The following is a 25,815-nucleotide window of genomic DNA, read 5'->3' on the forward strand; positions in this document are numbered from 1 at the left end:
GCGGCAGGAAGTAGCCCCACAGCGATACGTCGAAGGTGGTCGCGGTCTTCTGCAGGTAGATGTCGTCGGCGGTGAAACCGTATTCGTCCAGCATCCACAGCTGCTGGTTGACGATGGCGTGATGGGTGACCGCGACACCCTTGGGCCGGCCGGTGGAGCCGGAGGTGTAGATGACGTAGGCGCAGTGCTCCGGGCGCAGCGGCGCGAGCCGGTCGGCGTCGGTGACCGGGGCATCGGAGAACTCGGCGAGATCGAGGGTGTCCAGTTCCAGCACCCGGACCGTTTCCGGGAGCTCGAATTCGTCCGCGGCGACCGTGAGTACGCAGACCGGGTCGGCGCTGTCCAGGATGTAGGCGGTGCGTTCGGCGGGATGGTCGGGGTCGATCGGCACGTACGCGCCGCCCGCGTGCAGGACGGCGTGCATGGCCACGACCAGCTCGGTCGACCGCCGGATACCCAGCGCGACCAGTGATTCGGGGCCCACCCCGGCCGCGATCAGCCGGCGCGCGAGCCGGTTCACGCGGGCGCCGAACTCGGCGTAGGACAGACTTGTCCCCTCGTAGGTGAGGGCGGTGTGGCCGGGCGTGCGTGCCCGCTGGGCGTCCAGCAGCTCCGGCAGGGTGGTGACCGGCACATCGTGCGCGCCGTCGTTCCACTCCCGGGTGGTCAGCTCCAGTTCGGCGGCGGAGGTGATGTCCAGCCGCCACAGCCGCTCGTCGGCGTCGGCGCCGACGAATCGATCGAAGAACTCCAGGAACCGCAGGTGGTGGCGGCGGGCCTCGTCGGCGGTGTAGAGGTTCGGGTTGGTCTCGAAGTCGATATGCGACCGGGTGCCGCCGACCGATTGATAGAAGTTGACGCCCAGATCCTCGATGCTGCCGGTGGACAGCACCTGGATGCTGCCGACCATCTCACCGAGCCGGATCTCGTCCTGGAACAGCATGATGTTCACCCACGGACCGAAGAACTCCGTGGTCACCACACCGTCGCCGGCGGCGTCGCGGCGGATGTCCTCGTGGCGGTAGCGCTGATGGCGCAGCGCGCCCGACACCTCCAGCTGAACCTGTTTGCGCAGTTCGGCAATGGTGGTCTCGGGGCCGATGTGCAGCCGCAACGGCACGATGTTGGAGGTCGCGCCGCCGGAGCGCCGCATGATCGCGGTGGTGCGGGCGGTGACCGGCAGGCTCAGGATCACATCGGAGACGCCGTTCCACTGCGCCAGGTACGCGCCGAACGCCGCCAGCAATTCCTGGGCGGGTGAGGAGCCGTAACGCTGCGCACATTCGGTGAGCAGCGCGTTCTGCGCGTCGCTCAATGCGGCGTTGGACACACCGTTGCCGGCGGCGGGGGCGGCCGAACGCCCCGCCAGGCTGGTGCCCTCTTCGAGGCCGGCCACCCGATCGGCCCAGTACTGCTTATCGGATTCGAACCGGGTGCTGTCGCGGTAGGCGATCTCCTGGTCGTACAGCGCCCGCAGCTCCGCGGCCTTGCTCGGCGCCGGTTCGTCGCCGGATATATAGGCCGTGTACAGCTCGGCGACCCGGTTCATATTGTTCATCGCGCCGTAGCCGTCGAGCGCGATGTGGTGGGCCCGCGAATACCAGTACCAGTGGTCGTCGGCCAGGTGCAGCGCGGTGGAGGCGAGGAGCCGGTCCTCGGTCAGGTCGAGCGGACGGCTGTACTCGGCGCGCATCCACTCCCGGGCGGACGCCGCCGGATCCTCGGTATCGCGCAGGTCGACGTAGTGGACCCGGTCGTACTCGGCGATGGCGTGATCGATGTACTGCAGCGGTTCGCCGTCGCGTTCCACGATCCGCAGGAAACCGGACCCCAGTTCATGGGAGGTGTCCCGACTCGCCCTGGTCAGGGTGTCGACGTCCAGTTCGCCGTGCAGCTCCACGTACTGAGCGATGGTGACCGGTACCTGCGGGTCCACGTGCTGCGCGTACCAGATACCCAGCTGCGCGGGCGACAGGGGGAACAGGCTCCCTTCGGTGGCGGCCGCACCGCGCTCCGTACCGTTCCCGCCGTTGTCCAGCCGGTCCAACCGTCAACCCTCGCTTCCGGAACGCGCAGGCGCGCTCCCCCGACGACACCCGGATGCGACGCGCACGCTAATACCATGGCGTCTGCGATTCCGGGAGCATTTCCGTATCGATCAGGCAAAAATGTCCATCAGACTTATCCGATTGTCGGGCCAGAGGTGTTACATCGGCTGCCCCGTACCGGACGGCGTGCCGACACACCCGGGAACCGAACTCCTGACCACCGATCCAATCTACCGTCGCTCCGCCGGGGCACCAACCGGCCTCTACGACGGCGCCCGGCGGTCGGACCCGGCCCGGCAAACCGTCCGCACACCGGAACCCGCCGCCGGTGTTCCCGGCGACGCCGATCCCGCGCCCGACATCACGGTCGCCGATCGAGCTCGACCCGCCCGCCCGCCGCCGGCAGCGTCCGGACCGAGCGGCCCACAGGACGCACCGCTACCCCTGGCGGATCGCACGAACCCCCACCGCGCAGGCCGCCGAACCCGGCCGCCCTCGCCCAGCACTCCGACCCGCGACATTACTGGTCAGAGCCCTAGTGGCCCAGATGTGCGCGGTCCCGTGCCGGGTCGTACAGATGGGATTGCGCACAGTCCACACCGGGCGCGAGCGCCCAGCCGACCATGATCACCGCGGCCTGCCGCAAGCCCGCCGATTCGACCCGGTCGGCGATATCGGCCAGCGTGCCGCGCAGCACCACCTGGTCCGGCCGGCTCGCGCGGTACACCACCGCGACCGGGCAGTCCGATCCGTAGTGTCCGGCCAGTTCGGCGGCCAGCTCCCGGGTCCGAGTGATAGCGAGATGCAATACCAGGGTGGCGCGGGTCCGGGCGAACTCCGCCAGCGCCTCGGATTCGGGCATCGCGGTGGACCGGGCGCGGGTGCGGGTCAGCACCACCGACTGCGCGACCTCCGGCACGGTGAGTTCCGCGCCGAGCAGCGCGGCCGCGGCGGCGTAGGCGGGGACGCCCGGGGTGATGTCCCAGGGCACTCCCGCGGCGTCGAGGCGGCGGGTCTGCTCGGTGAGCGCGGAGTAGAGCGAAGGATCGCCCGAGCACAGCCGCGCCACCGCCCGGTCCGCGCGATGGGCCGTGACCAGGTGCTCGGTGATCTGGTCGAGGTCGAGTCGCTGAGTGTCGATCAGCTCCGCGTCCGGCGCGCAGTGTCCGAGGATCTCCGGATCCAGGTAGGTGCCCGGGTACAGGATCACCGGGCACCTGCCCAGGAGTTGGACCGCGCGCACGGTGAGCAGGTCGGCGGCGCCGGGCCCGGCGCCGATGAAGTGCACCGTCATGCCGCGAGTCTAGGCATTCGCACCCGCCCGGCCGTGCGGCGGCCGCACGGCGATCAGCCGACGGCGTCGAAGAACGCGACCACCTTCACCGGCTTCACGCGCACCAGCAGTTCCCCGGGCACCCCGTTGCGGCGTCCGAATTCCTCGGCGCGAGCGGTCCCCATGTACCGGCCGCCGATCGCGGTGGCGGTGCGCAACAATTCGGCCGGATCCTCGGACAGCGTGACCGTGCCCTGCACCTGCACCGCCCCGTACGGCGGCTCCTCCAGGTCCACCACCAGCGCGATCCGCGGATCCCGCTGCAATGCTTTGCCTTTCGCGGTGTTCTTACCGGTGTTGAACACGATTTCGTCGCCGTCGAGCAGGAACCAGACGGGAGTTACCACCGGGCGACCGTCAGCGGCCGTGAAAGCCACCTTGGCGGTACGGGTTCCGTGGCTGAGGAATTCACGCACCTGGGGATCGGAAAGTGAGGCCATACCGCCCAGCGTAGGGCGGCTCCGCCACGCGCCCGGGGAGTTCCGCGGCGCGTCGGGCGGCCCATCGTGGGACCGCCCGACCTCCGGTCGGCCGATCCGGGTACGCGGGCCGAGGTCACCCGTGCGCGGGACGGAGTGCGAAGACCGAATTCACCGGATCGCCCGGGGGCCGCTCTTTCCCGGGTCCGGCACAGGTGTTGGAATCCGGCGGCCCGTCAGTGGTGGACGAAGTGGTCGGCGGCACCCAGCGCACCACCGAATCCGATCGCCGCGGCGGTGATCAGGCCCAGGACTTTCATCCAGATATTGTCCCCGGCGATCGTGAAAAGGGGTATGCACACCGCGACGACCGCACAGACCCCGGAGCCGGCGAGGAGGATCCAGCCGCGACGTGTGGTGAAGAGATCGTGCCAGTCGAACCTGTCGAGCCAGTACAGCACCGCGAGCCCCGCGGCCACTCCGGCGCCGGCCGCACTCGGCATCGGGCACCCGGCGGCGCGAGTGACATTGCCGTACACCAACCCGGCCACCACCGCGATCACGCCCCACCCGAAACCTTTGGGGCTCATCAGCCCTGCACCACCACTGCCGGGCCCCGGAGCGCCGGGGTCGGCCTCCTGGCCATTTGCCGTCGTCGTCATCGCTGCGGAACGGATCCTTCCCGTTCGGGCGCCGGCCCGCAGAGCTCCTGCTCGGCTTCGTGCACACCGCGAGACTATCGCACCTGAGGTTCTATGAAACAAACACCGAGCTACACATCGCCACAACGAGGCGGTGCCGGTCCACGGTTCCCCGGCGGCATACCTGCCGGGACGTCACTCATCGTCGGATTGCTCCGCAGCGGCCTCGCGTAGTTCTTTGGCGTAAGCGAGCAGGCGCTGCTTCTCCTCCTCCATTTGCCGTTCGATCTCGACGGGGTCGAGGGCGTTCTTGAGCCCTTCGAGAATGAACTCGCGCGCGAGCTCGGCAATGGAGATCTTGCGCAGGTTCGCGTAGCTCATCAAGGTCCGGTAATCCTTCGGCCGCAACCGAAGACTGAAGGTGGTGTTCGCCGGAACGGCGTCTTGCGTACTCGATGTTCTGCTCTTTGCGGTATTTGCCATAGCAGCTCCTATCGGGGAGAGAGTGCGGGAGTAGCCGTACCCATCAGAAGATGCTTCGACACGAACACAACGATGGATGTGGCACAGGTTCTCCTAGGTGGTTTTGTCGACTATCGGCCGCCGCAGGAGCCGAAAGGGTCCAGAAACAACATGACCACTTCAGCAACCGACGAAACAGATGGACCACAGCACCGTAGCACCTGCGCACCTGCTGATAGTTCCATTGGAGAGAAGCGCAACACTGTTCACACTTTCAATACCATCGGGTGCCGCAGTTCCCCGTTCACATGCCGCCGACAAGCCGGTATCGCTCCCGGCGATGCACCCGGCGACGGCGGCGGAGCCCCACGTCGCGAATTCGACACCGACCCGACCGGCCGTTCCCGATCACGGACCCCTCGGCGCACGACACCACGTGACTCGTGCAGTCCGGCACCGGCGGAGGTGATCTAGTTCCACCCACAGACCCGACCGGCGCCGCCGGTCCGGCGTCACCCCGAACACCACCACCCATGCCTGCCGAGAATTGACCTCATGCCTCGCTATCGCATTATTTGCCGAAGCAACGACCACGTCCGAATCGTGCTCGTCGTCCGATTCCATCCAGGGCAGTAACAGTCGCCGACAATCCGCATTTCTTTCAATGGTCGGAGCCCATTGAATATGCATCGGAAACGATGCCGTCCGAGCTCCTCGTCACCGACATTTCGAATCATGATGTAGATTGCCGATCATTTGCCGTCTGATTTCAATCAGCAGAAATAGTCGCACAATGACAATCCATACAGTTCCGTTGAAAACCTCGACAGGCAAGCCGGTGCGATTATTCGCACGCAATACCGAACCGTCGTCCGAGCCCGGCGTGCCGACAAGACGGACACCGCACACCGAAAGGGCGTTCCCCGACTCGGCCGACGCGGAATGCCTCGCAAGGATCCGTCGATACACTGCTACAACAGCACTACCAGGGTTCCGGGCCCGACCGAGAGCGCAACCCGGCCGTACCTTCGGCCACAAGCCTCCCTATCGATACCTGCCCCACCGCTCTCCGGCCTCGCTTTTCAGTGGTCCGACCACTTGAACCATAAAGTATCGATCCGTCGCCGCGCCTCGCAGCTATCCGAGATACGGGCTGCGGTGAAGTTGCTCCTGCCCCTGGCAGTTCACAGTGGTTCGGTGCCACTCGAGGTCGTCACGTCCCGTGGCCGACTAAAGTTATCTTTACCTAAGCGACCCGTTCGGTCACCGACCGCGCCGAGACACGGCAGCTGGACCATAGAGCACGTGATCGTTCGGTGATAACACCACGGCTCCCATGTTCCAAACCCCGGGTTACCGGCAAGTTTGGAACTCGTTTCAGAAATTTATTTTATATGGCACCGGATGCCATAAATCCTCCCGACATCAGCGAACAGCCAATAACTTAGCGCGGCATTCGAGCAGCCGAGAGCCAATTGCGACGCGAAACCAGACCGCCGAGTAGTTCACATGCAACCGCATGCAGGATCGGCGCGCGGCAGCAGCCGTCAACTCGGGCCCCGCATGGGCCGAAACAGACCGTAAGTTTGTGCAAAGCTTGTTAAACCAACTGATTTTCCGTTCTGGCTCGGGCGGCTCCGCGAGTACGTGGTCGGTTCCGTCCCGACGAAACGCGAGAAGGAAGAAACATGGCGCAGGCCTCCTGGCCGTTCCGGCCCGGCATCACCGAAGACCGACTCGTCGCCCCTCCCGCCACCGACGCCCCGGCCGACCCGCCCGAGCCCACACCCGACCCGCTGCGTCCCGAACGCGATGCACACGGAGACGTCGTTCTGGTCATCGAATTGATCAGCGACCCCGAACTTCACTGAAGCGCTCTCGCGCATCCGAACCCGCGCCCGGCCCGCACGACGATGTCACACCTCGGCGGCCCACGTCGTCGAGGTAGTAACCGCCGGACACCTACCGGTCGAAGAGAAACGGCTTTCTCATGAACGTCGCGTACTACGTCGTCGGAGTCCTCACCGCCCTGTGGGTCGGGTTCTCGGGCTACTCGCTGTTCACGAAACAGCAGTTCGTGGTCGAACCGCTGGAGAAGTACGGGGTGCCGCGCTCGTGGTGGAACTGGCTGGCATCAGCCAAGACCGCGGGCGCGCTGGGACTGCTCGCCGGTTTCGCACTGCCGCCCGTCGGCATCGCGGCGGCGATCGGTCTGATCGTCTACTTCCTCGGCGCCACCGCGACAGCGCTGCGGGCACGCTCGTACGACACCGCCGTGTTCCCGCTCCTGTACCTGGCTCCCGTAGTCGCGACCCTGGCGTTGCACCTGGCCCGCTGAGCCGAACAGCAAGCCCCCGCGCCCGGTGCCTCGGCACCGGGCGCGAACATGTGCAGTGGTGGGCTCGAAGACCCCGTGACGCCGCACCCGGACCGACGTGGGCGAAGGCAGCAACGGTAGCGAGCGCTGCCAGCACTTCGATAGCCGCGTTCGCCGCGGTGGGGGCGCTCGACTTCTCGAACAGCACGTTGAGTACATCCGATGACCGGCTCGGTCCGACGCGTCGGACCGAGCAGTCCGAGCTGTTCCAGTCAGCCGCAGAACAGCTGGCCTCGGACAAGGTGCGCGTCCGCCTCAGCGGGTCTAAAGGTTCATAATTTTCTGAATACAGTTTCTTATGTATTGTTCTGAGTATGGAGACTGCTGCCCACACCGACGCACTCGCCCGCTTCGGGCACGCACTATCCGACCCGACGCGGACCCGGATTCTGTTGAGCCTGCGGAAAGAACCGGGATATCCCTCGGAGCTGGCCGAACAGATCGGGGTGACCCGGCAGATCCTGTCCAATCACCTTGCGTGTCTGCGTGGGTGCGGACTGGTGGTCGCTGTCCCGGAAGGCCGGCGCAGCCGCTACGAGCTCGCCGACGCCCGGATCGCCGCGGCACTGGGTGATCTGCTGGGGTTGGTGCTGGCGGTGGATCCGGCGTGCTGCCCGGATGCCGAGGCCGAGGGCTGCTGCTGATGTCGGCGCCACTCGGCATGCCCGCCCTGCCGTCGGCGGTGTTCGTCGGTCCCGGTCCGGTGCGGAAGACAGTGCTGGCGAGGCAGATCCGCTGGTTCGTGGCCGCGACCATCACCTACAACGTGATCGAGGCGATCATCGCGCTCACCGAGGGGACGCGGGTCTCCTCGACCGCGTTGATCGGGTTCGGCCTGGATTCGGTGATCGAGGTGTCCTCGGCGGCCGCGGTGGCGTGGCAATTCGCCGGCCGCGATCCCGAGGCGCGGGAGAAGGTCGCGCTGCGGGTCATCGCGTTCTCGTTCTTCGCCCTCGCCCTGTATGTCATTGTCGACTCGATCCGGGCGTTGTTCGGGCTCGGTGAGGCCCAGCACTCGGGCATCGGTATCGGGCTGGCCGCGCTGAGCCTGGTGATCATGCCGGTGCTCTCGGCCGCGCAGCGCCGGGCTGGGCGCGAACTCGGATCCACCTCCGCGGTCGCCGATTCGAAACAGACCCTGCTGTGCACGTACCTCTCGGCGGTTCTGCTGGTGGGACTGCTGCTCAACAGCCTGTTCGGCTGGTCGTGGGCCGACCCGATCGCTGCCCTGGCCATCGCCGCCATTGCGGTTCGCGAGTGGGGCATGGCCCTCGACGGATTCCGCCCCGACCGCTGGGACGTCACCGGAGCAGTCATCTGCCTCATCGGCGTCGCGATCATCATGTACGCACCCCGCCCGGCCTGACCGAAGACCTGTTCATCAACCGATACATTCCTGGACGCTGATACGCCAGATCATCGCTGGTCAACGATGATTCTTCTGGAACGCTTGTCCATCAAGCGCCCATTTGTGGACACAGCTGCATGGGTCGGCGGTTCAGCGCATCGTGGTGGTGAGGTAGTCATGCCCGCCGACGAGGAAGGTGCGCCCGTTGACGGCGGGGGCGTCGATCGCGGCGACGATGGCCGCAGCGAAATCGTCGACAGTGGGTAGGGGCCCGTGAGTTCGGCGGGCAGCGACCGCGTCGGGATCCCGGCGTTCCAGCAGCCGGATGATGATCGTCCCGTCGATCATGTCACCGGAGACCACGACGAACCCGACACCGCGGTCGGTGAATTCGGGAATGAGGGCGCGTAGGGCGTCCTCGCCGGCGCGTTTGCTCGCGGCGATCGGCCCGTACCCGTCGGGCAGCGGACCGCCGTCGGCGTGAAAGTGCGCCTGGTGGCTGGTGACGAAAACAATCCGGCCGCCGGGCGGTATGAGGGGCAGGGCGAGGGTGGCGAGCCGGACCTGGGCATCGCGGTTGAGGCGCAGGGCGTAGCCGGGGTCAGCGCCGCGCTCAAGTCCGCCTGATGCGTTCAGCACGAGCGCATCGAGCCGGCCGTACTGGCCGCGGATGTGGTCGATCATCTCGGTGACCGCGGTGTCGTCGGACAGGTCCGCCCCGAGCGTCGAGGCGCTGCCGCCGACGTCGGTGATCGTGTCGACCACCATCTGCGCTCGTTTGATCTTCTCCCGGTAGTTGACCAGGACGTGGGTGTCCGGGCCTGCCAACTGCTGGGCGGTGGCGGCGCCGATACCACGGGAGGCGCCTGTCACCAGCACGATTCGGCGCGGGGACGGTTCCGATCGGTCCATCAAGTGTTCTCCTCGCTCGGCCCGGTGCTTCTGATTGAGAAGCAACTATGGTGCTTCGAAATGAGAAGCGCAAATGATCGCGGCCCGGCCGGGTCGGCCGATGAACCCAGCAACGCACCGGTTCTGGCGGCGATCGACCTACTGGGGCAGCGATGGATGCTGCGGGTGGTGTGGGAGCTCGAACCCGGACCGCTGGGGTTCCTGGAACTGCGCCGGCGGATGGGCAACTGCTCGTCGAGCATGTTGTCGAATCGACTCCAGCAGCTTCAGGCAGCCGGGCTGCTGGAGAAGCACGGCCCGAAAGGTTCTTACGAACTGACCATCGCCGGGGTCCGTCTCGGAGAAGCCCTTCAGCCGCTGTGGGACTGGTCGGAAATCTGGACCGATCGACCCCACGACTTCCGCTGGCCCTGAACCATCTCGGCGAGGTAGGTCGTCGCGACCGCCGCAGCTTTGTTCATCAATCGATCGTTTCTTGAACAGCCCGGCCGAAACGGACTCCGGCGAACGAATGCCCAGGTCGTCCGAAAACGGCAACTGTTCAAAAAACGTGTCGTAAAGTCGGAATGTTCAACAACTTCATATCACCCTTTTATGTACGATTGACGGGTGACTGACACCGATGCGCTCGAACCACTCTCGCTCGACGGCGATGCCCTGGACCCGATCGGCGGGGGAGGAGCGCTGATCGGGTACGCCCGCGTCTCGACCCGCGACCAGAATCTGGACCGCCAGACTCGCGCGCTGAAGGGGGCCGGGTGCAAGAAGGTGTTCTCCGACAAGAAGTCCGGCAAGGATGTCGAGCGCGAGCAGCTGGCGGCGTGCCTGGACTACATGCGCACCGGCGACACCCTCGTGGTCGCCTCCTTGGACCGGCTCGGCCGCAGCCTGCAGGACCTGATTTCGATCGTGGCCGACCTCCGCCGCCGCGGTATCGGGTTCCGGTCCCTGCACGAAGCCCTCGACACCACCACCCCCGGCGGACGCCTGGTGTTCCATGTATTCGCCGCCCTGGCCGAGTTCATCCGTGAGCTGATCGTCGACGGCACCCACGAAGGCCTCGCCGCGGCCAGGGCCCGCGGGCAGCGGCTCGGCCGGCCACCGGCCATGAGCGACGAACAGGTCCGCCAGGCCCGGGCGCTGCTGACCCGGCCGGATGAGTCGGTGTCCTCGATCGCGCGGCTACTCGGAATCTCGCGCACCACCTTGTACAAGCATGTGCCCGAACTCGCCATGCGCGGCCGGTCAGTACTCGAAGAAATTCCCAGGAGATGATTCGCTGCCTGCAGGCTGGCCACCGTGCCGGACACGGACTTCCAGTCAGCAACCCTCAGAACTACGCAGAAGCCGGTGGAGTAAACCCCTCTGGCCATACAGTGCTGTCGTCGTAAGCAATCTCGGTGAGGTCCGCGCCGTCCAGTATGGCCCCGGTGAGGTCCGCGCCGTCCAGTATGGCCCCGGTGAGGTCCGCGCCGAACAGTGTGGCCCCGGTGAGGTTCGCGTCGTCCAGCCGTGCCCCGGTGAGGTTCGCGTCGGGCAGCTGTGCCCCGGTGAGGTCCGCGTCGGGCAGCTGTGCCCCGGTGAGGTCCGCTTCGAACAGTGTGGCCCTGGTGAGGTTCGCGCCGGACAGCAGTGCCCCAGTGAGGTTCGCGCGGTCCAGCCTGGCCCTGGTGAGGTTCGCGCGGTACAGCGTTGCTTCGGTGAGGTCCGTGTCGAACAGCTGGACCTCGGTGAGGTTCGCGTCGTCCAGCCGTGCCCCGGTGAGGTCCGCTTCGAACAGCCCTGCCTCGGTGAGGTCCGCGCCGGACAGCTCTGCCCCCGTAAGGCAGGACATGTGGAGGTCGACTCCTGGGGTGGGCAGTGGTAAAGCGCTGTACTTCACGATGACGGCCAGGGCGGCTTGAATATCGGCTGGCAATTCCCGGTTGTGAGGTCCACAAGTAAAGGAACTGGAGGGGGTTTCGGAGGGAGCTTCGGTGCGTATGAATGCTTCGAGGAGTCGACGGAGGGCGGGGCGGTCGGGTTCGGAGTCCTGAGTGAGGCGTTCGAGTAGGTAGATACCGCTGAGGCGGACACTTGTCTTGTCCGAGTCGAGTTGTTCTGCCGCTGATTTGATCTGCTCGGACTGCGCGGTCCGGCGTGTCAGGCCGAGTTGTTCGTTGGTTGCGCTCAGGGTGCTGTTGGTGAAGTAGAGCGCTCCTACCGCGGCGAGCGCGGTCATCAAGGTGCCGGCGGCGGTCGCTATCGCGGCTACCTTCGCCCACGTCGAGCCCGCCGGATCCCGCGGTCGGGCCACTTCCGGTTGCGGCGTCGGAGCAGATGGAGCGCCTTCGGGCTCTACGTCCGGCGGTGCTCCGGACGATGCGGGTGGCTGGCCGGCCGGGGCTGGAGTTGTCTCCCCGTCCCTGCTCTCGCCCGATTCCGGGGAGGCTGCCTCGCCCGGATCTTCGATCGTGTGCTGCTCGTCACCTACCGTCACACCACGTATTCTGCGCCAACTACGCAGGGCCGCAACAGATCACGCCGCCGACGCCTTTTCGGACCATCGACGCGAACGGTATCGGCGGCAGTCTGAGCGCCGCCGCGGAGCAACCGATGCACGTAGAGATGGGGGCTCGAAGCCCTGGGTCGACTCTGAGCAGAACCCGAACTCGGTCCCTGCGTCCACGCCAGCGACCGATGAGGGTCACTTATCGGCGGCCAGAAATCGGCATTTACCCCGGACGAAACGATGTCAGGAAATCCTGACAGTTGATAGAGGGAATCGCGGCACTACGCCCCTGCACCAGCGCGAAAGACACGCCCTGGGCTACGGGGTTCCGGTAGTAACCGCCGAAAATTGGGCGGATATGGATACAGCCCCTGGTCAGGGAACTGCGGTCATCACCGAGGCAGACCCGGGATAACAGCCCGGTTTCTGGGGTGGTGCATCTACCGACCTGCGGCGATAGCGCCCCACCCGTGCGCGAAGCGGCCCCGTTATCTGGGCCAAGCCCATATCCGTTGTTTTTTCGGCGACTACTACCGGAACCCCTGGGAGCGAGACAGCCGTAGCCCCATTCCGGAATCTCACCCCCCGCCGCAACCCCCTCCGCCGCACCCTCCCCCTCCGCCACCGGACCCGCTTCCGGCGGCCGACCAGCGGCTGCGAGCAGTTGGGCTGATAAAACTGCCGAGAATCAGTAGGACGAAACCGGCTCCCACACCGACTAGTGCGTAGAGCTCTTCGTGCGTCTCACGGCCGATGGCCAGCCTGCCGCCGGCTGTGCCCCGGCTATCGATTCGATAGGTTCCAGCTTCGGGTGCCGCGAAACTCCGCACGGACTCCCAACTGCGACCGTTTATGGAGAAGCTCGTCGACGTGTCGGTTTCCACAGCGAGTGGTGTGCCGCTGGGATCGGTGACTGTCACCTGGGTGATGTCGGTGTGCATCGAGTCGTGGTGCTCCGCATAGATCCGGTACCGACCGGGCTGGGACAGCATCAGGTCCGCAGTGCCCGGCACATCGCAGCGCTGGAAGCCCTCGACGGTGAAGATCGTCCCGCCGATCAGGGTGCCGAAGCCGGCGATGAGGCTGATGATGCCGATCACGATCAACGTCGTACCGAGTTTCTTCAAGGTGGTGGCCAATCTCGACAGTGCCTCCCGAGACCGGGCGGCTCAATTGTCAACAGCACGCCCCCCCAGACGACAGGCGCCGAACCAAATCGAGGAGTGTCCGGGTAGTTGGTGAGTGGGTCCATCGTTGCAGCGATGGACCCACTCACCTCACAGTGTCGGCTCGTCCGGGTCTAGGGAATAGAGGGAGCGGGCCGGGGGCGGGCGTTGTCGGATGTTCACCGATGTAGCTATCGAGCCGCCCTTACACAGTGTCGGTTCCGTGTGTTGCCGCGTCTAGAGCACTCCCGTGGTCGGAAATTTTTCCCTGAGCCTCGGAAAAAATTTCCAATGCTGTGACCTGCGATAACCCTGAGATAGACCCTGAGTCGACCCCTAGGGGTCGGAAACGTGTCAGAGTATCTGCTGCTGTGAGCCGTTTCTGAGGGGCTGCGTCGGCGATCCCTTTGCGGAAATCCGGTTGGGGGTACTGCGGAAAATCGGGATGCCCGATCTGGAACGAACATCCCCTTGGCAGTACAGGATTCGAGTGCAACTCTGAGATTCGGTGCTGCTGGTCGAACTCGCACGGACTGCTTGCAGGCAGTCGGTTATCGCGTCGAGTCCGACATGTGGCGTCAAGTCAGTCATCCAATTCGTCCGGGTCAAGGGAACAATCGAAAAAGGAGGTGGGAGTGGTGACTAATGCTGTACGCACGCCACATCCACGGAAGTCGCTGCAGCCGTGGATGTTGGGACTGCAGGTGGCAATTCTGGTAGCACTCGTCGCCGCCACGGTCACGTTGGTCGTCTACGGGGTCGAACCGGGAACCGCGGTCGCGACAATCGGTGCGGCCGGCCTGGCGGCCGCCGAGATCGCTACCCGGCTGGTGGCATCCACATCCAGGCGTCGGCGGTGACCGCGCCGTTGCCACCGGAAGAATCGGTGGGCAAATTCAAAGAATCACTCAGAGAGCTCGTCGACTCCGCCGCTCGTGGTGGCAAGTGCACCAAGGGAGAGTTGGCACGTCGAGCAGGGACAACCGAAAGCAGCTTAAGCAAGGCGACCGGGGACAAATACCCACTGGCACGCTGGGGCAGTCTCAGTAGGTCGATCATATCGACCTGCCTGGAGAACGCCGGGCGCCCCGCCCACGAGCAAGACTCGTGGAAGAAGCGGTGGAACCGTGCGCATGCTACTCAAGGCCACACCCCCGAACCAGCAACCGAGAACGACGCCCAAGACCACAAGGCGGCGCACGCCGCCTCGGAGACTCAGCCGCCGGAGATGACGGGGCCGGAGAAACCCCCGGTGCGGCAGCGCAATAAGCGTGCGCTGGTCGCGGGTGGGGTAGTGCTGGCGCTGCTGTCGGGGGTGTCAGGTGCTGTGATCGCGACCCTCCTGAACTCACCCCCCGCATCCCCGGTCTCGCCGACCCCGCCCCCTGGACGGAACCCGTGCGACGGTTCGGATAATGCGTGGATCTGCGTGAAGAAGAGCACTACCGGCGAGTACGAATATCTCGAATATTGGGCCGGCACGAACACCTCGGAAAACTGCTACATCATGATGGAGCTGTACGACGACGTCAGCACCCACACTGGACCGACCTTGTCTTGGGAAGAACCGTGTAAGCCGGGGGTCCAGTCGTATTACCCGAGATCCCTGGCCGATCCGACCAAGGGCCGCAGATACCACGCCGAGCTGGAGGTGCGCTGGAAGGTCGACGGAGGCCCCGACAAAGTCGATCACTACGACAGCCCGACTCTCACGTGGTGATCCGACTGCGAGTTCTACCAGAACTCTGAACTGTCGAAATCGAGCGTCTGACCGCCGGTAAGACCCACTTACATGGCGGATTCGGCGGTCAGGCCGATGTGCGCAGGTAGTTGTAGATGGTTTGGCGGGTGACGCCGAACTCGGCAGCCAGCACCGATTTCGATTCACCGGCCGCGGCTCGGCTGGGTAATCTCATCGGGTTCTTGGAGGACTCGCTCGATCGGATCGAGCAACGGGTGGGTGTGCTGCGGCAGGGCTGGTCCGGCGAGGCCGCGACCGCCTACGACGACGCGCACGCCGAGTGGCTCGACGGCGTGGGGGACATGAAAGACGGGTTGTTGCGGATGCGTAGGCTGCCCGCACCGCGCACACCAACTACACCAACGCCATGACCACGAACGTGGCGATGCTGGGCCGGGGCGCTGCGCCGGAAAGCGGGCAGTGAGCCCGACTACTGTCGACGTCGATCCCCCGGTCTACTACGACGCCGCTACTGCGCTGGGTGCCGCAGCACTGGGATTCGGTCGCGCTGTCGATAACCGGTGGTCGGCGCTGGCAGATTGCGAGGAGATGGCCGGCTCCTACGACGCCGCGAAGGCGTGGGCCACCGACTACGACGCGCGTTGCAACGAAGCCGTCGATACCGCGATGCTGCTGGCCGAGGCCGCCCGCGGCTACGCCATCCTGCTCGGCGAGATGGGCTACAACCATGCGATGGCCGACTGGGCCAGCGTGATCGGCAACACCGCCCCGGAACCGGCCCGGATCCCGGATCCCGACTGGATCTCGATGGTCAACCGGCCGGATCTGCCGTCGGCCGGCGGGCCGGGCAACGGCCTGGTGGCCGAAGGACTGTCCGGTGCGGTCGATCTGCTCGACGAGATCGGGGTCGTCGTCCCCGACGGCAACACCGGCAAGCTCGGTGACGCGCAACGGTTGTGGTCGGGCATCGCCGCCGACCAAGCGGTCGCGGGCTTTGCCGCCGAGCTGAACCGTATCGCCGACCTGTTCGCCACCGTGACCACCAGCGAAGCGGTGTTCGTGGACGAGGACCTGCGCGCGATGGCGGCCGCGGCCACCGACGTGGCCGGCATGGTCGGCGAGATCGCCACCGCGGTAGGCGATCACCTCACCGGGCTGCAAGACCTGCGTAACAAGCTGAAAGACCAGCTCGTCGAGCTCGGTAAGGAGATCGCCACCGAAGTCCTGATCGGCATCGGCCTGTCGGTGGTCACCGCCGGGTTCGGTGCCGCGCTGGCGACCGCTCGCGGCGCGGCCGCGGTCAAGAAGTTCGCCGGTCCAATCCGCGCCCTGGTGGTCACGTTCAAATCGCTGAAGATGGCGAAAGGGGTGAAGACCACCCACAACGCCGCCAGTCACACCCCGACACTGAAGCAGCTGGCTTCCCTCAAACCGAAGAGGGCCGGAACCGAGAAGCCAGGCGGAAAACCATCGACCACACCAGGCCGGCCGAGCCTCTCCCCCGACGATGAGATGGCAATCAACGCGTATACAGGGCAGGACTACCAGTGGATCAACGAGGCGCTGCGAAACCCGCTCGCCGACCCCGACACCTACGCCCAAGCCCGTATCGACGCGCTCAACCAGGCCCTGGGCAAACTGCCGAACTACGAGGGGCAGGTAGTCCGCCACACGTACCTTCCCGACGATGTACTGGCCCGGTATCGGGTAGGTGAAGAGATCACCGAAACCGCGTTCACCTCGACATCTCAGAACCCGGCCGGCGCCAGCGAGCTGTTCAAGGGCGTAAGCAACGTCGAGATGCAGATCATTTCCAAAACAGGCAAGGACGTCTCCGGCTTGTCCAAGAGCCCGGAGGAACTGGAAGTGCTGTTCCAGTCCGGCACCCCGTTCGAGGTGGTGCAGCGCTTCACCGATCCAGTGACCGGACGGACCGTGATCCGTATGGTCGAGCAATAGGAGGTATCGCAAATGGCCGAACGCATCGCCGGAAAGATATTCCGAAGCAGGGAAGAAGTGATCGCCTCCGGCGGGAAACCGCTGACCGAGGAGGAACGGGACGCCGCCATAGCTCAGTTCGAAGACTGGGACAAGAACGTTCGCTCCAAAGCCGGCCCCGGCCCCGCCGCGGTCGGGGGAAAGTTTTCCGATGACCTCGCCGGAACCGAGTACGACCCCGATACCCCCGGCATTCCCGACCACATGCGCAAGGACCCCGGCCAGTAAGGACCGCCTCCTGCATACCTCGCCGAGCGCTCCAGGCCGAAGAAGCAGTCGGAAGCGCTGTCTGCCTACACCGACCCCTCGATGATTTGGGATGCCTGAGTAGTCAGGGCTCTGCTATCGTGAGAAGTGGAGCAGGAAGTCCTGGGTGCAAGCCCCAGCACGACACTGCGTAGTCGGTGTAGCTTAACGAGTAAAGCCCCTCTTTTCCTGCTAGAAGGCCGGTCCATACAGGGTCGGCCTTCCACTATTTGAGCGGGATGTCCCGAGCGGCCGCCTCCGCTTCGAGATCGGCCTCGTTCACTACGACAGCCGAGTAGTGAAAACGTCGCAGCCCAAGGACCGCACGGCGGCGAGCGCTCGGATTGAGCTGCCCTGACGTGGTGATCAAGCGGAGGACGGAGCGTTGATCGGGCTGACCGAGGAGTTCACGAAGGCGCTTGGGGCGCCAGCGCAGTTCACGGGCGAGGCCGGTGAGGGTGAGGGCGCCTTGGGTTTCGGCGATCTCGAACGCCTTGGCGAGCAGGGTCGGGATTTCGCCGGGATGGTAGGTGACGGGGTCGGCGCCGAGCATGCCGATCTCGTAGAGGTGGTGCAGGCGCTGAGCGCGGCGGGCCACAGCATCGGAGATGGCGCCGGTTTCGCGGGAGCGGTAGACCAGCGATTTGATCGACACGCCCCACTCGTGGCTGAGCTGTTCGAGGGCTTTGACGTCGAAGCGGCGCGGGACTTCTTGGAAGGCCACGGCCCGGTCGATCTCCGCAGCGGGTATCCCGTGGTCGAGCCATACGTTGCGATAGGGGCGGATATCCCGGCAGGGAAGACGCATCCCGTGCGTTTCGACGAAGTACCGGGCCCGGCGGCTCAGGCTTTCCGGCGTTCGAGGGGGCAGTGGCACTCGCGCGGCACTCATGAGCAGATAGCGAAGGTCGAACAGCGCGAACAGCGGAATCCGAGATCACCGATCATGATGCGGAGCCTAGATCGTGGCTCTCGGCGATCTGCGGCAGTCCGTAACCAGGTGCTGGTGACGTCAAATTTCACCGTCACGACTCACCTCGTATGGACCCGACGCGGTATCGGAATTCGCCGACGAACGACGTCGGAATTCGCTGGCACAACCACCGCGGGGTTGCCCGAACGCTGACGATGAGAATGCGGCGGCGTAGCGTGCGGCCAGTGGTTTCTCCCGAGCACGCCCCGTCCAGCGCCCGCCCCACAGCCGCGATCTCCGACGCCGACACGGCCACGACGGTTGAGATCGAAGCCCTGTTCCGGACACTGGAATCCGCGTTGGAGGCCAAGGACGCAGCAGCCTTCGACCAGCCATTCACCGAAGACGTCGTTTTCATAACGCCGGCGGGCGCGATCTTCCGCGGCTGGGACGAACTGCACGGCTACCATCGCAAACGCCTGGGCGACAGCCCAGACGCGCGAGCCCACTTCGAGCTGCTCGCCCTGCGTCTCCTGACACCCGAACACGCAGTCGTCAACGTCGAGCAAACACTGCACACCGCCGAATTCTCCGTCACCAACCGAGGCACCTGGGTCCTACTCAAGCGCAACGAGACATGGTGGGCCTGTTCGGTGCACAACACCAACATCGCCGGATCGGTCAAAGCCTGACCCACTGTCCGACGCTCGCCGCCAGATCGTCTTCTCGACCGACCCACTCGCTCGAAGCCTCGCTCGGCTTCCGAGATGGCCCTTCCTCGTCCGCTCAGTGGTGAGAGATATCCCCGGGGTTGCGATCTTGCGGCACTCCCGTGAGTGGGCCGGTGCTGCTCACTGTCCACCGTGTCGAGTCACCGGGTGAGGCAGATCACTATCCGGTTGTGTCACGGCTGCCGACTGCCGGTGTCGAAAGAGGTGTATCAGTCATCGACACCCGCCCACCGCAAAGGGCGCGAAGGGATCGGTATGCGCAGGCACCTTCGCTCGGACACGCCCCATCCCGGTCGGCCGGTATCTCGACGGGCACTGCTCCGGGGGATCGCCGCGGGGATCGCCCTCGCCTCCTGCGGATGCGGGTCGCCCGACAAGAAAGGCCAGATAGTGAATACCGCAGAAGTTCTCGACTCGCACATGTCCTACACCGAAATCGGCGAGGGCAACCCGCTCGTGTTCCTGCACGGCAACCCGAGCTCCTCGCATGCGTGGCGCAACATCCTGCCCCACATCTCCGAGGGGCGGCTGCTTGCGCCGGACCTCGTCGGCATGGGCACATCCGGTAAACCCGACATCGGCTACACCTTCGCCGACCACGCCCGCTACCTCGACGCCTGGTTCGACACCCTCGACCTCGACCGCGTCGTCCTCATCGGCCACGACTGGGGCGGCGCGCTCGCCTGCGACTGGGCCGCCCGTCACCCGGAAAGGGTGAGCGGACTGGCCTTCTTCGAAAGCATCATCAAACCGATGGCATGGGAGGAGCTCTCCCCGCAAGCACGCACCCGGTCCGAATCCATCCGGACCCCGGGCATCGGCGAGGAGATGGTGCTCGAGCAGGACCTGTTCATTCGCCAAGCCTTCACCGGGGGCGTCCTCGATCCCGTCGACGAGGCGGATCTACAGGCCTACCTCGCGCCTTACCCGACCCGGGAGAGTCGCCGGCCCATCCTCGCCTGGGCGCGACAGATACCGCTCGGCGGTGATCCCGCCGAGCTCGTCGCTCGCATCGAGGCCTACGACCGGTGGCTGGCGACCAGCACCGGCACACCGAAGCTGCTGATGACATTCGAAGGGTCCCCCACGCTGCTCATCGACGAAGCGGTGGCCGACTGGTGCCGACACCACATCGCGGCACTGGATGTCGTCGCTTGCGGCCGGGCCGGACATCACGCCGCCGAGGACCGACCCGACGAGATCGGCACCACGATCGACCGATGGTTGCAACGTCACGCCCTCACCGGAACACAGCACCGATGACCATCGTTGCGCCCAGCCCGCCGCAGGTAGACGATCTATCGATGACCGACGACGCGCCGACCGGCCTCAGCTCAGTCGACCCGGGCGAGGTCGCGCTCGTAGCCGAAGCCATCGCCGGCGACGCCGGCGCGGCCGCCGAGGTGATGCGCAGACTGCAGGATCCGATCTACCGGCTGGCGCTTCGGATGACCGGCCGGCGCGCCGACGCCGAGGACGCCACACAGGAGATTCTGCTGCGTGTGTTCACCCGGCTCGCCACGTGGCGCGGCGAGGCGAAACTGCTCACCTGGGCGTACCGCATCGGCGTCAACCACCTGCTCAATCTACGAAGGCAGTCGCTACAGGAAGCGGCGCAGCTCAGTCTCGACGCCTTCGGTGACGCGCTGGCCGAGGGATGGGCAGCCGACCATCGGGAACCCGATGCGGAGCTACTCGCCACCGAAGTCCGCCTCCAGTGCAGCCAAGCGATGTTGCAGTGCCTGACCCGTGAGGAACGGATCGCGTTCGTTCTCGACGACGTGTTCGGTGTCGGATCCGCCGACGCTGCCTGGATTCTGGACCTCACACCCGCCACCTACCGAAAACGTCTCGAACGGACCCGGAAGCGCCTGCGCGCATTCTTGACCTCGACCTGCGGCCACGCGAACGAGCAGGCCCGGTGTCGGTGTTCGCGGCGTATCGCCCACGCCGTGTCCACCGGGCGAATAGATCAGCGGCAGCCGGAACTGGCCACCCACCCCGTCACCAGCGGAGGCCGCAGCGCCGCGGAAGCCGAACAGCAGATGATCGCGCTGCACGACGCCGCGGCGGTGCTCCGCGTTCATCCGGACTATGCCTGCCCCGACACGAAAGTGAACGCCGTTGCCCGTCTCTTGAAATCCGGACAGTTCTCCTTGCTGTCCGGCGAATCCGAGTAAGTATCCGGCCGCGGTATCTTCTGGGCCGGACCACGACACCAAGGCATCACGCTCACCCTCACCGCCGTCGCACCCCTCGCACTCGGGCCGGCCACGCTCCAACACCGGACGAGAGGTCGGCAAACCATCGCTACTTTTCGGAAACCTCGGCGAATGCCTTGCGTAATGCGGCGGCGGCTTCGGATCGCGCCGCGGCGCTGACTTCGAACGGATGGCGCATGAACTCGTGGATCATTCCCGGGTAGCGGCGGACCTCGACCGGCACCCCGGCGCGGTCCAGTGCGGCGGCGTATTCTTCGCCCTCGTCCCGCAGCGCGTCGTATTCGGCGGTGATGACCAGCGCCGGCGGCAAGCCGGAGTGGTCGGTCGCCAGCAGCGGCGAGACACGCGGATCGAGCTTTTCCTCGTCGCCGCGCAGATAGTTGTCCATGAACCAGTGCTGGCCCGCGCGCGTGATGTTTCCGTACCTTCCGGCGAACTCCCGGATGCTGACATTGCTGCGCCGGAAATCCGTATCGGGATAGATGAGCAACTGGAAGGCCAGCGGTGGTCCCCCCAGATCGCGGGCCATATGCGTAACGACCGCGGCGAGGTTGCCCCCGGCGCTGTCACCGGCGACCGCGATCTTGTTCCCGTCGGCGCCGAAACCATCGGCGTGTCCGGCGACCCACTGCGTAGCGGCGAAACACACGTCCACTGCAGCGGGAAATTTGTGCTCCGGCGCCAAGGGATAGCCGACCGAGACGACGATGGCGGCGGCGCCGTTGGCGAGGCTACGGCACAGGCCGTCATGGGTGTCGAGATCACCGACGACGAACCCGCCCCCGTGGAAGAACACCAGAACCGGCAGCGGTGCCACGCCGGCCGGTGTGTAGATCCGGATCGGGACCTGGTGGCCCGCCAACGAGATGACACGGTCCTCGATCGCGGCGACCGGTTCCGGTTCACCGAGCAGCGGGATCTGGCGTCGCAGTCCCTCGCGTGCCTGCTCGGGCGTGAAGGTGTGCAGTTCCGCGAAGCCTGCGCGCGAGATCCGTTCCAGATAGGCCTGAACCTGAGGATGCAACCCCGTTGTGGGTGTATTCGCTGTGCTCATGCAGCTATCCTGCAACTTGAAGCATGGTTCAAGTCAAGGAGTGTTGGCGTGGAATTACTCGATATCGCCGAGGTGGCCGTCCGGTCCGGGTTGGCACCGTCGGCCCTGCGGTTCTACGAACGGCGCGGCCTCATCGACTCGGCCGGCCGCAACGGACTGCGCCGCACGTTCGAGCCCGCCGTACTCGATCGGCTGATGCTCATAGATTGTGCACGTGGAGCAGGTTTCACCCTGGCCCAGATCCAGCGGTTCCTGACCGCGACGCCGGACGACACCGAATTACGCGCACACCTCGCGCGACGAGCGAGCCAACTCGACCACGACATAGCCCGGCTGACCCGCATGCGCGACAGTCTGCACCACGCAGCGACCTGCACCCACGAACCCTTGGTCGAATGCCCCCAGTTCAAATCGACCATCGCCGACACCGACAACGCGCGCGCAGCCTCGTCGACTCCAGCCGGCTTCACGGCCGCTGGGTAGGTTCACCGGGCTGGGGTGAACGCGCTCGGGCGTCCGGAGCAGCGGCACGGACGGCACCGCACCGGTTCTTCCGGCAATCAGCGACGAGTACTCGAACAAGTACTACGCGCAGGCACGCAATGTGGCCCCGCCGGCCGTCGGGCTCTGCGCATAGTGGAGGCGGGAACGGGGTTGGGTACGCTCGCCCACGTGGACTGGCACGTCGCGGATCGAGAGCTGGTTTCGTGGCTCGGTACACCCGAAACTGATCTCGGATGGTGTGGGTACAAGATCGATTCGCGACCGGACGCGGTGTGGCTGCTGAATGCGATGTACGAGCACGAGTCGGGCTCCGCGGAACTCACCTACGACGAGGAGCGGCGGCAGCGGCTGTCTGCCGGACTCGAGCAGCCGATGGTGATCGCCGGCTTCGACCTCGATGCCGAGTCGGTCGTGATCGGCAACGACCTGGGCCGCTCCGAGCATCCCGGACCAGGCTGGAACAGACTGCGCTGGACCGAACTCGCGGCTCGGCTGGGCGAGTCGGCGGTCGTCGAGGGCCAGTACCCCAGTTTCCGCAGCCTGTCCGGCGCACACTCGAGCGGGAGTTGGCCGGTGAGTATCCGCCCGCCCGCCGAAGGCTCCCTCGATCGAGAGTCGTGGCAGACGCTGATCGACGTTCTGATCGCGTGGTCCCCGGGCGGCGCCGACACCCCGTGCGTGGCGTACTTCGGCCCGGCGGTCAACGACGAGTTCGACACCGGCGTCACGGTCTCGGGCCCCCTCGGCGGCGCCGCGGTCCTGTACGACCATCCGAGCGGCGTCGGCTCACCCTCGAATCTGTGGGCCGCCGACCGATCCTGGATCACCTGGTCCGATTGGGACCTCTGCGGCACCAAGGTGGTCGGCCCGACCGAGCTGATCGAGGCGCTCCGGGCGGCGCCGGAGCTCGAAGCGCTGCGCCTGCCCTGGTGCTGACAGCTCGACGGCGGTAGCCGACCACCAGCCTCATGGACCGAGCTGCCCGACCCCCGTCCTGGCGAAACCGTGCTGACTGCTCTCCATGGATGACGGGCAATCGATGTAGGCCGTGGGCCGCCTCGTGAACGCGGATTCCGGTGAGCTGGTTTGCGACGAGCCCGGGCATTCAGGGGCACACCTGCTTACCGGTCTCCGGCGGCGTGAACGTGGACGGCGCTGACGCATATCCCGGCGCCGAAGGACAACTCCGCGGCGGGCGCGATAGGCCGCCGCGGACAACAGCTCCCGCTGACCGGACCGCGGACGTATCAACCCGGCGGAATCGCCGGTACCGCGACCCGCCCCGGGTGATACTCCGAGTGGCCCCGACGCCGGGGGCCGTGGTGTGTGAGGAGCTGGCGATGAGTGTGGTGGACGGGTCGAAGCAGACCGGGCCGACCTCTCCTTCGGAACGGTCCGGTTTACGCCGGGTGGTCGCCGCCTCCATGGCGGGGACCGTGGTGGAGTGGTACGAGTTCTTCCTGTACGGCACCGCGGCGACGCTGGTGTTCAGCAAGATCTTCTTCCCCGCCTCCGACAGCGAGCTCGACGCGATCCTGAAAGCCTTCCTCACCTACGCCGTGGGTTTCGCGGCCCGTCCGGTCGGCGGAATAGTGTTCGGGCACTTCGGAGATCGCTACGGTCGTAAACGGCTGCTCCAGTTCAGCCTGATCCTGGTGGGTGCGGCCACCTTCCTGATGGGTTGTCTGCCCACCTACGGCCAGATCGGTTACGCGGCTCCGGTGCTGCTGGTGCTGTTGCGATTCCTGCAGGGCTTCGCGGTCGGCGGCGAATGGGGTGGCGCGGTCCTGCTGGTGGCCGAGCACAGTCCGGACCGGAGTCGCGGTTTCTGGGCGAGCTGGCCGCAGGCCGGGGTGCCCGGGGGGAATCTGCTCGCGACCCTCGTCCTGCTGGCGTTGACCGCGACTCTTTCCGAAGACGCCTTCCTCGCCTGGGGGTGGCGGGTGGCGTTCTGGCTCTCGGCGGTGGTCGTGCTGATCGGCTACTACGTGCGCACCAAGGTGAGCGACGCACCGATCTTCACCGCCGCGCGGCAGGAGGCCGAGCGGGTGCGGTCGTCGTCGTTCAGCGCAGTCGAAGTGCTGAAACGCTATCCGCGGGGCGTGTTCACCGCGATGGGGCTGCGTTTCGGCGAGAACATCATGTACTACCTGGTCGTCACGTTCACCATCACATACCTGAAGGTGCGGCAGGACATGGCGACCGACGACATCCTGTGGTGGCTGCTCGCCGCGCACGCCGTCCATTTCGCCGCGATCCCGCTGGCCGGTGCGCTGGCCGACCGGATCGGGCGGCGGCCGGTCTATCTGGCCGGTACCGTCACGGCGGGCACATGGGGTTTCTTCGCCTTCCCGATGATGGACACCGGCAACGGGTGGATCATCACCGCCGCCATCATGCTCGGCCTGATCGCGCACGCCGGAATGTACGCGCCGCAGCCGGCGATCATGGCGGAGATGTTCCCGACCCGGATGCGGTATTCGGGAGTTTCGCTGGGCTATCAGGTGACCTCGATCGTGGCCGGTTCGCTGGCTCCGGTGATCGCGGTGAAACTGCTGGAAACCTTCGACTCGCCGGTGCCGATCGCGGTGTATCTGGCGGCGGCGGCCGCGGTGACCGCGGTCGCGGTGGCGTTCGCGCGGGAGACAAAAGGCTTCGATCTGGCCGATATCGATCGCGCCGATGCGGCCCGCACCGTGCGCGACGAACGAGCGGACCCATTGTCTTCCCGATAATTCGACCGATCCGCCTATCTTCTCGGCGATTCGACCGATTCGCCCGATCTGGGGTCGGCGTCCAACTTCCGTGAATGCACGAGCAACACACTCCGGGAGCACACGTGGTAAGTGGCGAGCGCGGTCACCACGACCGAAACGAAGGCGGCAGATAGGCCGGACGCTGGAACAGCCTGGCCGAGGACGTGTTCGGCGTCCGACGCCACCCGACGCGGCCGCGGCGGGCTGTTCCGGCGACGGTGCCATTCAGACCTTCGGGCGGCTTTGTGTGGAGCAGATCACTGAGCCGCTCTCCGGGTGGTACGGAACCATGGCCACTGATATGTTTCGGCTTGTTCGTGCAGCGTCGCATCATTCGAATTCCGACTAGCAGAACATTCTGCCGATCCATTCTTCACCGGTCTCTTTCGTCGTGGAAAGAGACCGGAATTGTCATACTCCGCAGCTGATTTCGCGGTCGCCTTCGACCGCGAATTCGGCGACGGCACACATGGAGTTTTCATGACGCATACG

The 25,815-nt window shown here is 65.8% G+C and carries 28 protein-coding genes (1 of these 28 cut by a window edge); 17 read left to right on the plus strand and 11 right to left on the minus strand.

Translation table 11 applies throughout. From position 1 onward, the window contains the following. From OG804_RS19415 to OG804_RS19435, 5 genes are all read right to left on the minus strand, one after another. Positions 1 to 2,047, minus strand: partial view of a non-ribosomal peptide synthase/polyketide synthase gene (locus OG804_RS19415; RefSeq protein WP_328388487.1) — the 5' end (the start) only. 52,307 nt of this gene lie to the left of the window's left edge; only the first 2,047 of its 54,354 coding nucleotides appear in the window; it begins with the start codon at positions 2,045 to 2,047; its stop codon lies off the left edge, out of view. Between the two features lie 536 nt (positions 2,048 to 2,583). Further along, entirely contained in the window at positions 2,584 to 3,342 is a 759-nt protein-coding gene (gene cobM, locus OG804_RS19420) for a precorrin-4 C(11)-methyltransferase (RefSeq protein ID WP_328388489.1), read from the minus strand. Between the two features lie 53 nt (positions 3,343 to 3,395). Continuing rightward, positions 3,396 to 3,821: a PPOX class F420-dependent oxidoreductase gene (locus tag OG804_RS19425; protein WP_328388491.1), complete on the minus strand. Its 426-nt coding sequence runs from the start codon at positions 3,819 to 3,821 to the stop codon at positions 3,396 to 3,398. A gap of 215 nt (positions 3,822 to 4,036) precedes the next feature. Beyond that, entirely contained in the window at positions 4,037 to 4,462 is a 426-nt protein-coding gene (locus tag OG804_RS19430) for a hypothetical protein (RefSeq protein WP_328388493.1), read from the minus strand. Positions 4,463 to 4,636: 174 nt separating this feature from the next. Next, the gene (locus OG804_RS19435; RefSeq protein WP_328388494.1) at positions 4,637 to 4,924 is read right to left on the minus strand and encodes a DUF6290 family protein; all 288 of its coding nucleotides are present in this window, start codon (positions 4,922 to 4,924) and stop codon (positions 4,637 to 4,639) included. 1,667 nt (positions 4,925 to 6,591) lie between these two features. Here OG804_RS19435 and OG804_RS19440 point away from each other — a divergent pair. The 4 genes from OG804_RS19440 to OG804_RS19455 all read left to right on the plus strand — a co-directional run bounded on the left by OG804_RS19440 (position 6,592) and on the right by OG804_RS19455 (position 8,646). Further along, complete coding sequence (locus OG804_RS19440) at positions 6,592 to 6,774, plus strand: hypothetical protein (RefSeq protein WP_328388496.1); 183 nt, start codon at positions 6,592 to 6,594, stop codon at positions 6,772 to 6,774. Between the two features lie 119 nt (positions 6,775 to 6,893). Further along, positions 6,894 to 7,241, plus strand: coding sequence for a DoxX family protein (locus OG804_RS19445; RefSeq protein ID WP_328388498.1), 348 nt, complete (start codon positions 6,894 to 6,896; stop codon positions 7,239 to 7,241). A gap of 353 nt (positions 7,242 to 7,594) precedes the next feature. Beyond that, positions 7,595 to 7,924, plus strand: coding sequence for an ArsR/SmtB family transcription factor (locus tag OG804_RS19450; RefSeq protein WP_328388500.1), 330 nt, complete (start codon positions 7,595 to 7,597; stop codon positions 7,922 to 7,924). Then, entirely contained in the window at positions 7,924 to 8,646 is a 723-nt protein-coding gene (locus tag OG804_RS19455) for a cation transporter (protein ID WP_328388502.1), read from the plus strand. Before OG804_RS19450 ends, OG804_RS19455 begins: the two co-directional genes overlap by 1 nt. Before the next feature lie 132 nt (positions 8,647 to 8,778). Here the strand turns inward: OG804_RS19455 and OG804_RS19460 are convergent, their stop codons facing one another. After that, positions 8,779 to 9,540, minus strand: coding sequence for an SDR family oxidoreductase (locus tag OG804_RS19460; RefSeq protein ID WP_328388506.1), 762 nt, complete (start codon positions 9,538 to 9,540; stop codon positions 8,779 to 8,781). Between the two features lie 60 nt (positions 9,541 to 9,600). Here OG804_RS19460 and OG804_RS19465 point away from each other — a divergent pair, with 60 nt between their 5' ends. Beyond that, entirely contained in the window at positions 9,601 to 9,954 is a 354-nt protein-coding gene (locus OG804_RS19465) for a winged helix-turn-helix transcriptional regulator (RefSeq protein ID WP_328388508.1), read from the plus strand. Between the two features lie 195 nt (positions 9,955 to 10,149). Beyond that, positions 10,150 to 10,815: a recombinase family protein gene (locus OG804_RS19470; protein ID WP_328388510.1), complete on the plus strand. Its 666-nt coding sequence runs from the start codon at positions 10,150 to 10,152 to the stop codon at positions 10,813 to 10,815. A 61-nt stretch (positions 10,816 to 10,876) separates the two neighbouring features. Here OG804_RS19470 and OG804_RS19475 read toward each other — a convergent pair whose 3' ends face one another. Then, positions 10,877 to 11,836 carry a pentapeptide repeat-containing protein gene (locus OG804_RS19475; RefSeq protein WP_328388512.1) on the minus strand — a complete coding sequence of 320 codons (960 nt, stop codon included), beginning with the start codon at positions 11,834 to 11,836 and terminating at the stop codon, positions 10,877 to 10,879. 773 nt (positions 11,837 to 12,609) lie between these two features. Beyond that, entirely contained in the window at positions 12,610 to 13,131 is a 522-nt protein-coding gene (locus OG804_RS19480; protein ID WP_328388514.1) for a hypothetical protein, read from the minus strand. Positions 13,132 to 13,901: 770 nt separating this feature from the next. Here OG804_RS19480 and OG804_RS19485 point away from each other — a divergent pair. Continuing rightward, a complete protein-coding gene (locus OG804_RS19485) occupies positions 13,902 to 14,057 on the plus strand; it encodes a hypothetical protein (protein WP_328388517.1) in 156 nt (51 codons plus the stop codon). Beyond that, positions 14,054 to 14,917, plus strand: coding sequence for a hypothetical protein (locus OG804_RS19490; RefSeq protein WP_328388519.1), 864 nt, complete (start codon positions 14,054 to 14,056; stop codon positions 14,915 to 14,917). The genes OG804_RS19485 and OG804_RS19490 overlap by 4 nt, the downstream gene beginning before the upstream one ends. Positions 14,918 to 15,005: 88 nt before the next feature. Here the strand turns inward: OG804_RS19490 and OG804_RS32380 are convergent, their stop codons facing one another. After that, positions 15,006 to 15,113, minus strand: a complete 108-nt coding sequence (locus tag OG804_RS32380; RefSeq protein ID WP_442941579.1) for a helix-turn-helix domain-containing protein — start codon at positions 15,111 to 15,113, stop codon at positions 15,006 to 15,008. Positions 15,114 to 15,120: 7 nt separating this feature from the next. Between OG804_RS32380 and OG804_RS19495 the strand changes: the two genes are divergently transcribed. The 3 genes from OG804_RS19495 to OG804_RS19505 are packed head-to-tail and all read left to right on the plus strand — an operon-like array spanning position 15,121 to position 17,125. After that, positions 15,121 to 15,309, plus strand: a complete 189-nt coding sequence (locus OG804_RS19495) for a WXG100 family type VII secretion target (RefSeq protein WP_442941580.1) — start codon at positions 15,121 to 15,123, stop codon at positions 15,307 to 15,309. A gap of 49 nt (positions 15,310 to 15,358) precedes the next feature. Next, the gene (locus OG804_RS19500) at positions 15,359 to 16,858 is read left to right on the plus strand and encodes an ADP-ribosyltransferase (protein WP_328388523.1); all 1,500 of its coding nucleotides are present in this window, start codon (positions 15,359 to 15,361) and stop codon (positions 16,856 to 16,858) included. Between the two features lie 12 nt (positions 16,859 to 16,870). After that, positions 16,871 to 17,125, plus strand: a complete 255-nt coding sequence (locus OG804_RS19505; RefSeq protein WP_328388524.1) for a hypothetical protein — start codon at positions 16,871 to 16,873, stop codon at positions 17,123 to 17,125. 244 nt (positions 17,126 to 17,369) lie between these two features. On the opposite strand, the gene OG804_RS19510 is transcribed toward OG804_RS19505, so the two are convergent. Then, the gene (locus OG804_RS19510) at positions 17,370 to 18,035 is read right to left on the minus strand and encodes an ImmA/IrrE family metallo-endopeptidase (RefSeq protein ID WP_328388526.1); all 666 of its coding nucleotides are present in this window, start codon (positions 18,033 to 18,035) and stop codon (positions 17,370 to 17,372) included. A gap of 266 nt (positions 18,036 to 18,301) precedes the next feature. Here OG804_RS19510 and OG804_RS19515 point away from each other — a divergent pair, with 266 nt between their 5' ends. The 3 genes from OG804_RS19515 (at position 18,302) to OG804_RS19525 (ending at position 20,967) form a co-directional block, all read left to right on the plus strand. Continuing rightward, complete coding sequence (locus tag OG804_RS19515) at positions 18,302 to 18,748, plus strand: YybH family protein (protein ID WP_328388528.1); 447 nt, start codon at positions 18,302 to 18,304, stop codon at positions 18,746 to 18,748. Positions 18,749 to 19,177: 429 nt separating this feature from the next. Beyond that, complete coding sequence (locus tag OG804_RS19520) at positions 19,178 to 20,050, plus strand: haloalkane dehalogenase (protein ID WP_328388530.1); 873 nt, start codon at positions 19,178 to 19,180, stop codon at positions 20,048 to 20,050. Then, positions 20,047 to 20,967, plus strand: coding sequence for an RNA polymerase sigma factor (locus tag OG804_RS19525; RefSeq protein ID WP_328388532.1), 921 nt, complete (start codon positions 20,047 to 20,049; stop codon positions 20,965 to 20,967). The genes OG804_RS19520 and OG804_RS19525 overlap by 4 nt, the downstream gene beginning before the upstream one ends. A gap of 130 nt (positions 20,968 to 21,097) precedes the next feature. Here OG804_RS19525 and OG804_RS19530 read toward each other — a convergent pair whose 3' ends face one another. Next, the gene (locus OG804_RS19530) at positions 21,098 to 22,063 is read right to left on the minus strand and encodes an alpha/beta hydrolase (RefSeq protein ID WP_328388534.1); all 966 of its coding nucleotides are present in this window, start codon (positions 22,061 to 22,063) and stop codon (positions 21,098 to 21,100) included. 48 nt (positions 22,064 to 22,111) lie between these two features. On the opposite strand from OG804_RS19530, the gene OG804_RS19535 reads away from it, so the two are divergent. From OG804_RS19535 to OG804_RS19545, 3 genes are all read left to right on the plus strand, one after another. After that, positions 22,112 to 22,546 carry a MerR family transcriptional regulator gene (locus tag OG804_RS19535; protein WP_328388536.1) on the plus strand — a complete coding sequence of 145 codons (435 nt, stop codon included), beginning with the start codon at positions 22,112 to 22,114 and terminating at the stop codon, positions 22,544 to 22,546. A gap of 189 nt (positions 22,547 to 22,735) precedes the next feature. Next, positions 22,736 to 23,503, plus strand: coding sequence for a hypothetical protein (locus tag OG804_RS19540; RefSeq protein WP_328388538.1), 768 nt, complete (start codon positions 22,736 to 22,738; stop codon positions 23,501 to 23,503). 404 nt (positions 23,504 to 23,907) lie between these two features. Further along, positions 23,908 to 25,302, plus strand: a complete 1,395-nt coding sequence (locus OG804_RS19545; RefSeq protein WP_328388539.1) for an MFS transporter — start codon at positions 23,908 to 23,910, stop codon at positions 25,300 to 25,302. Positions 25,303 to 25,815 lie beyond the last annotated feature (513 nt).

This window comes from Nocardia sp. NBC_00416 (genome assembly GCF_036032445.1).
In the GTDB taxonomy this organism is placed as follows: domain Bacteria; phylum Actinomycetota; class Actinomycetes; order Mycobacteriales; family Mycobacteriaceae; genus Nocardia.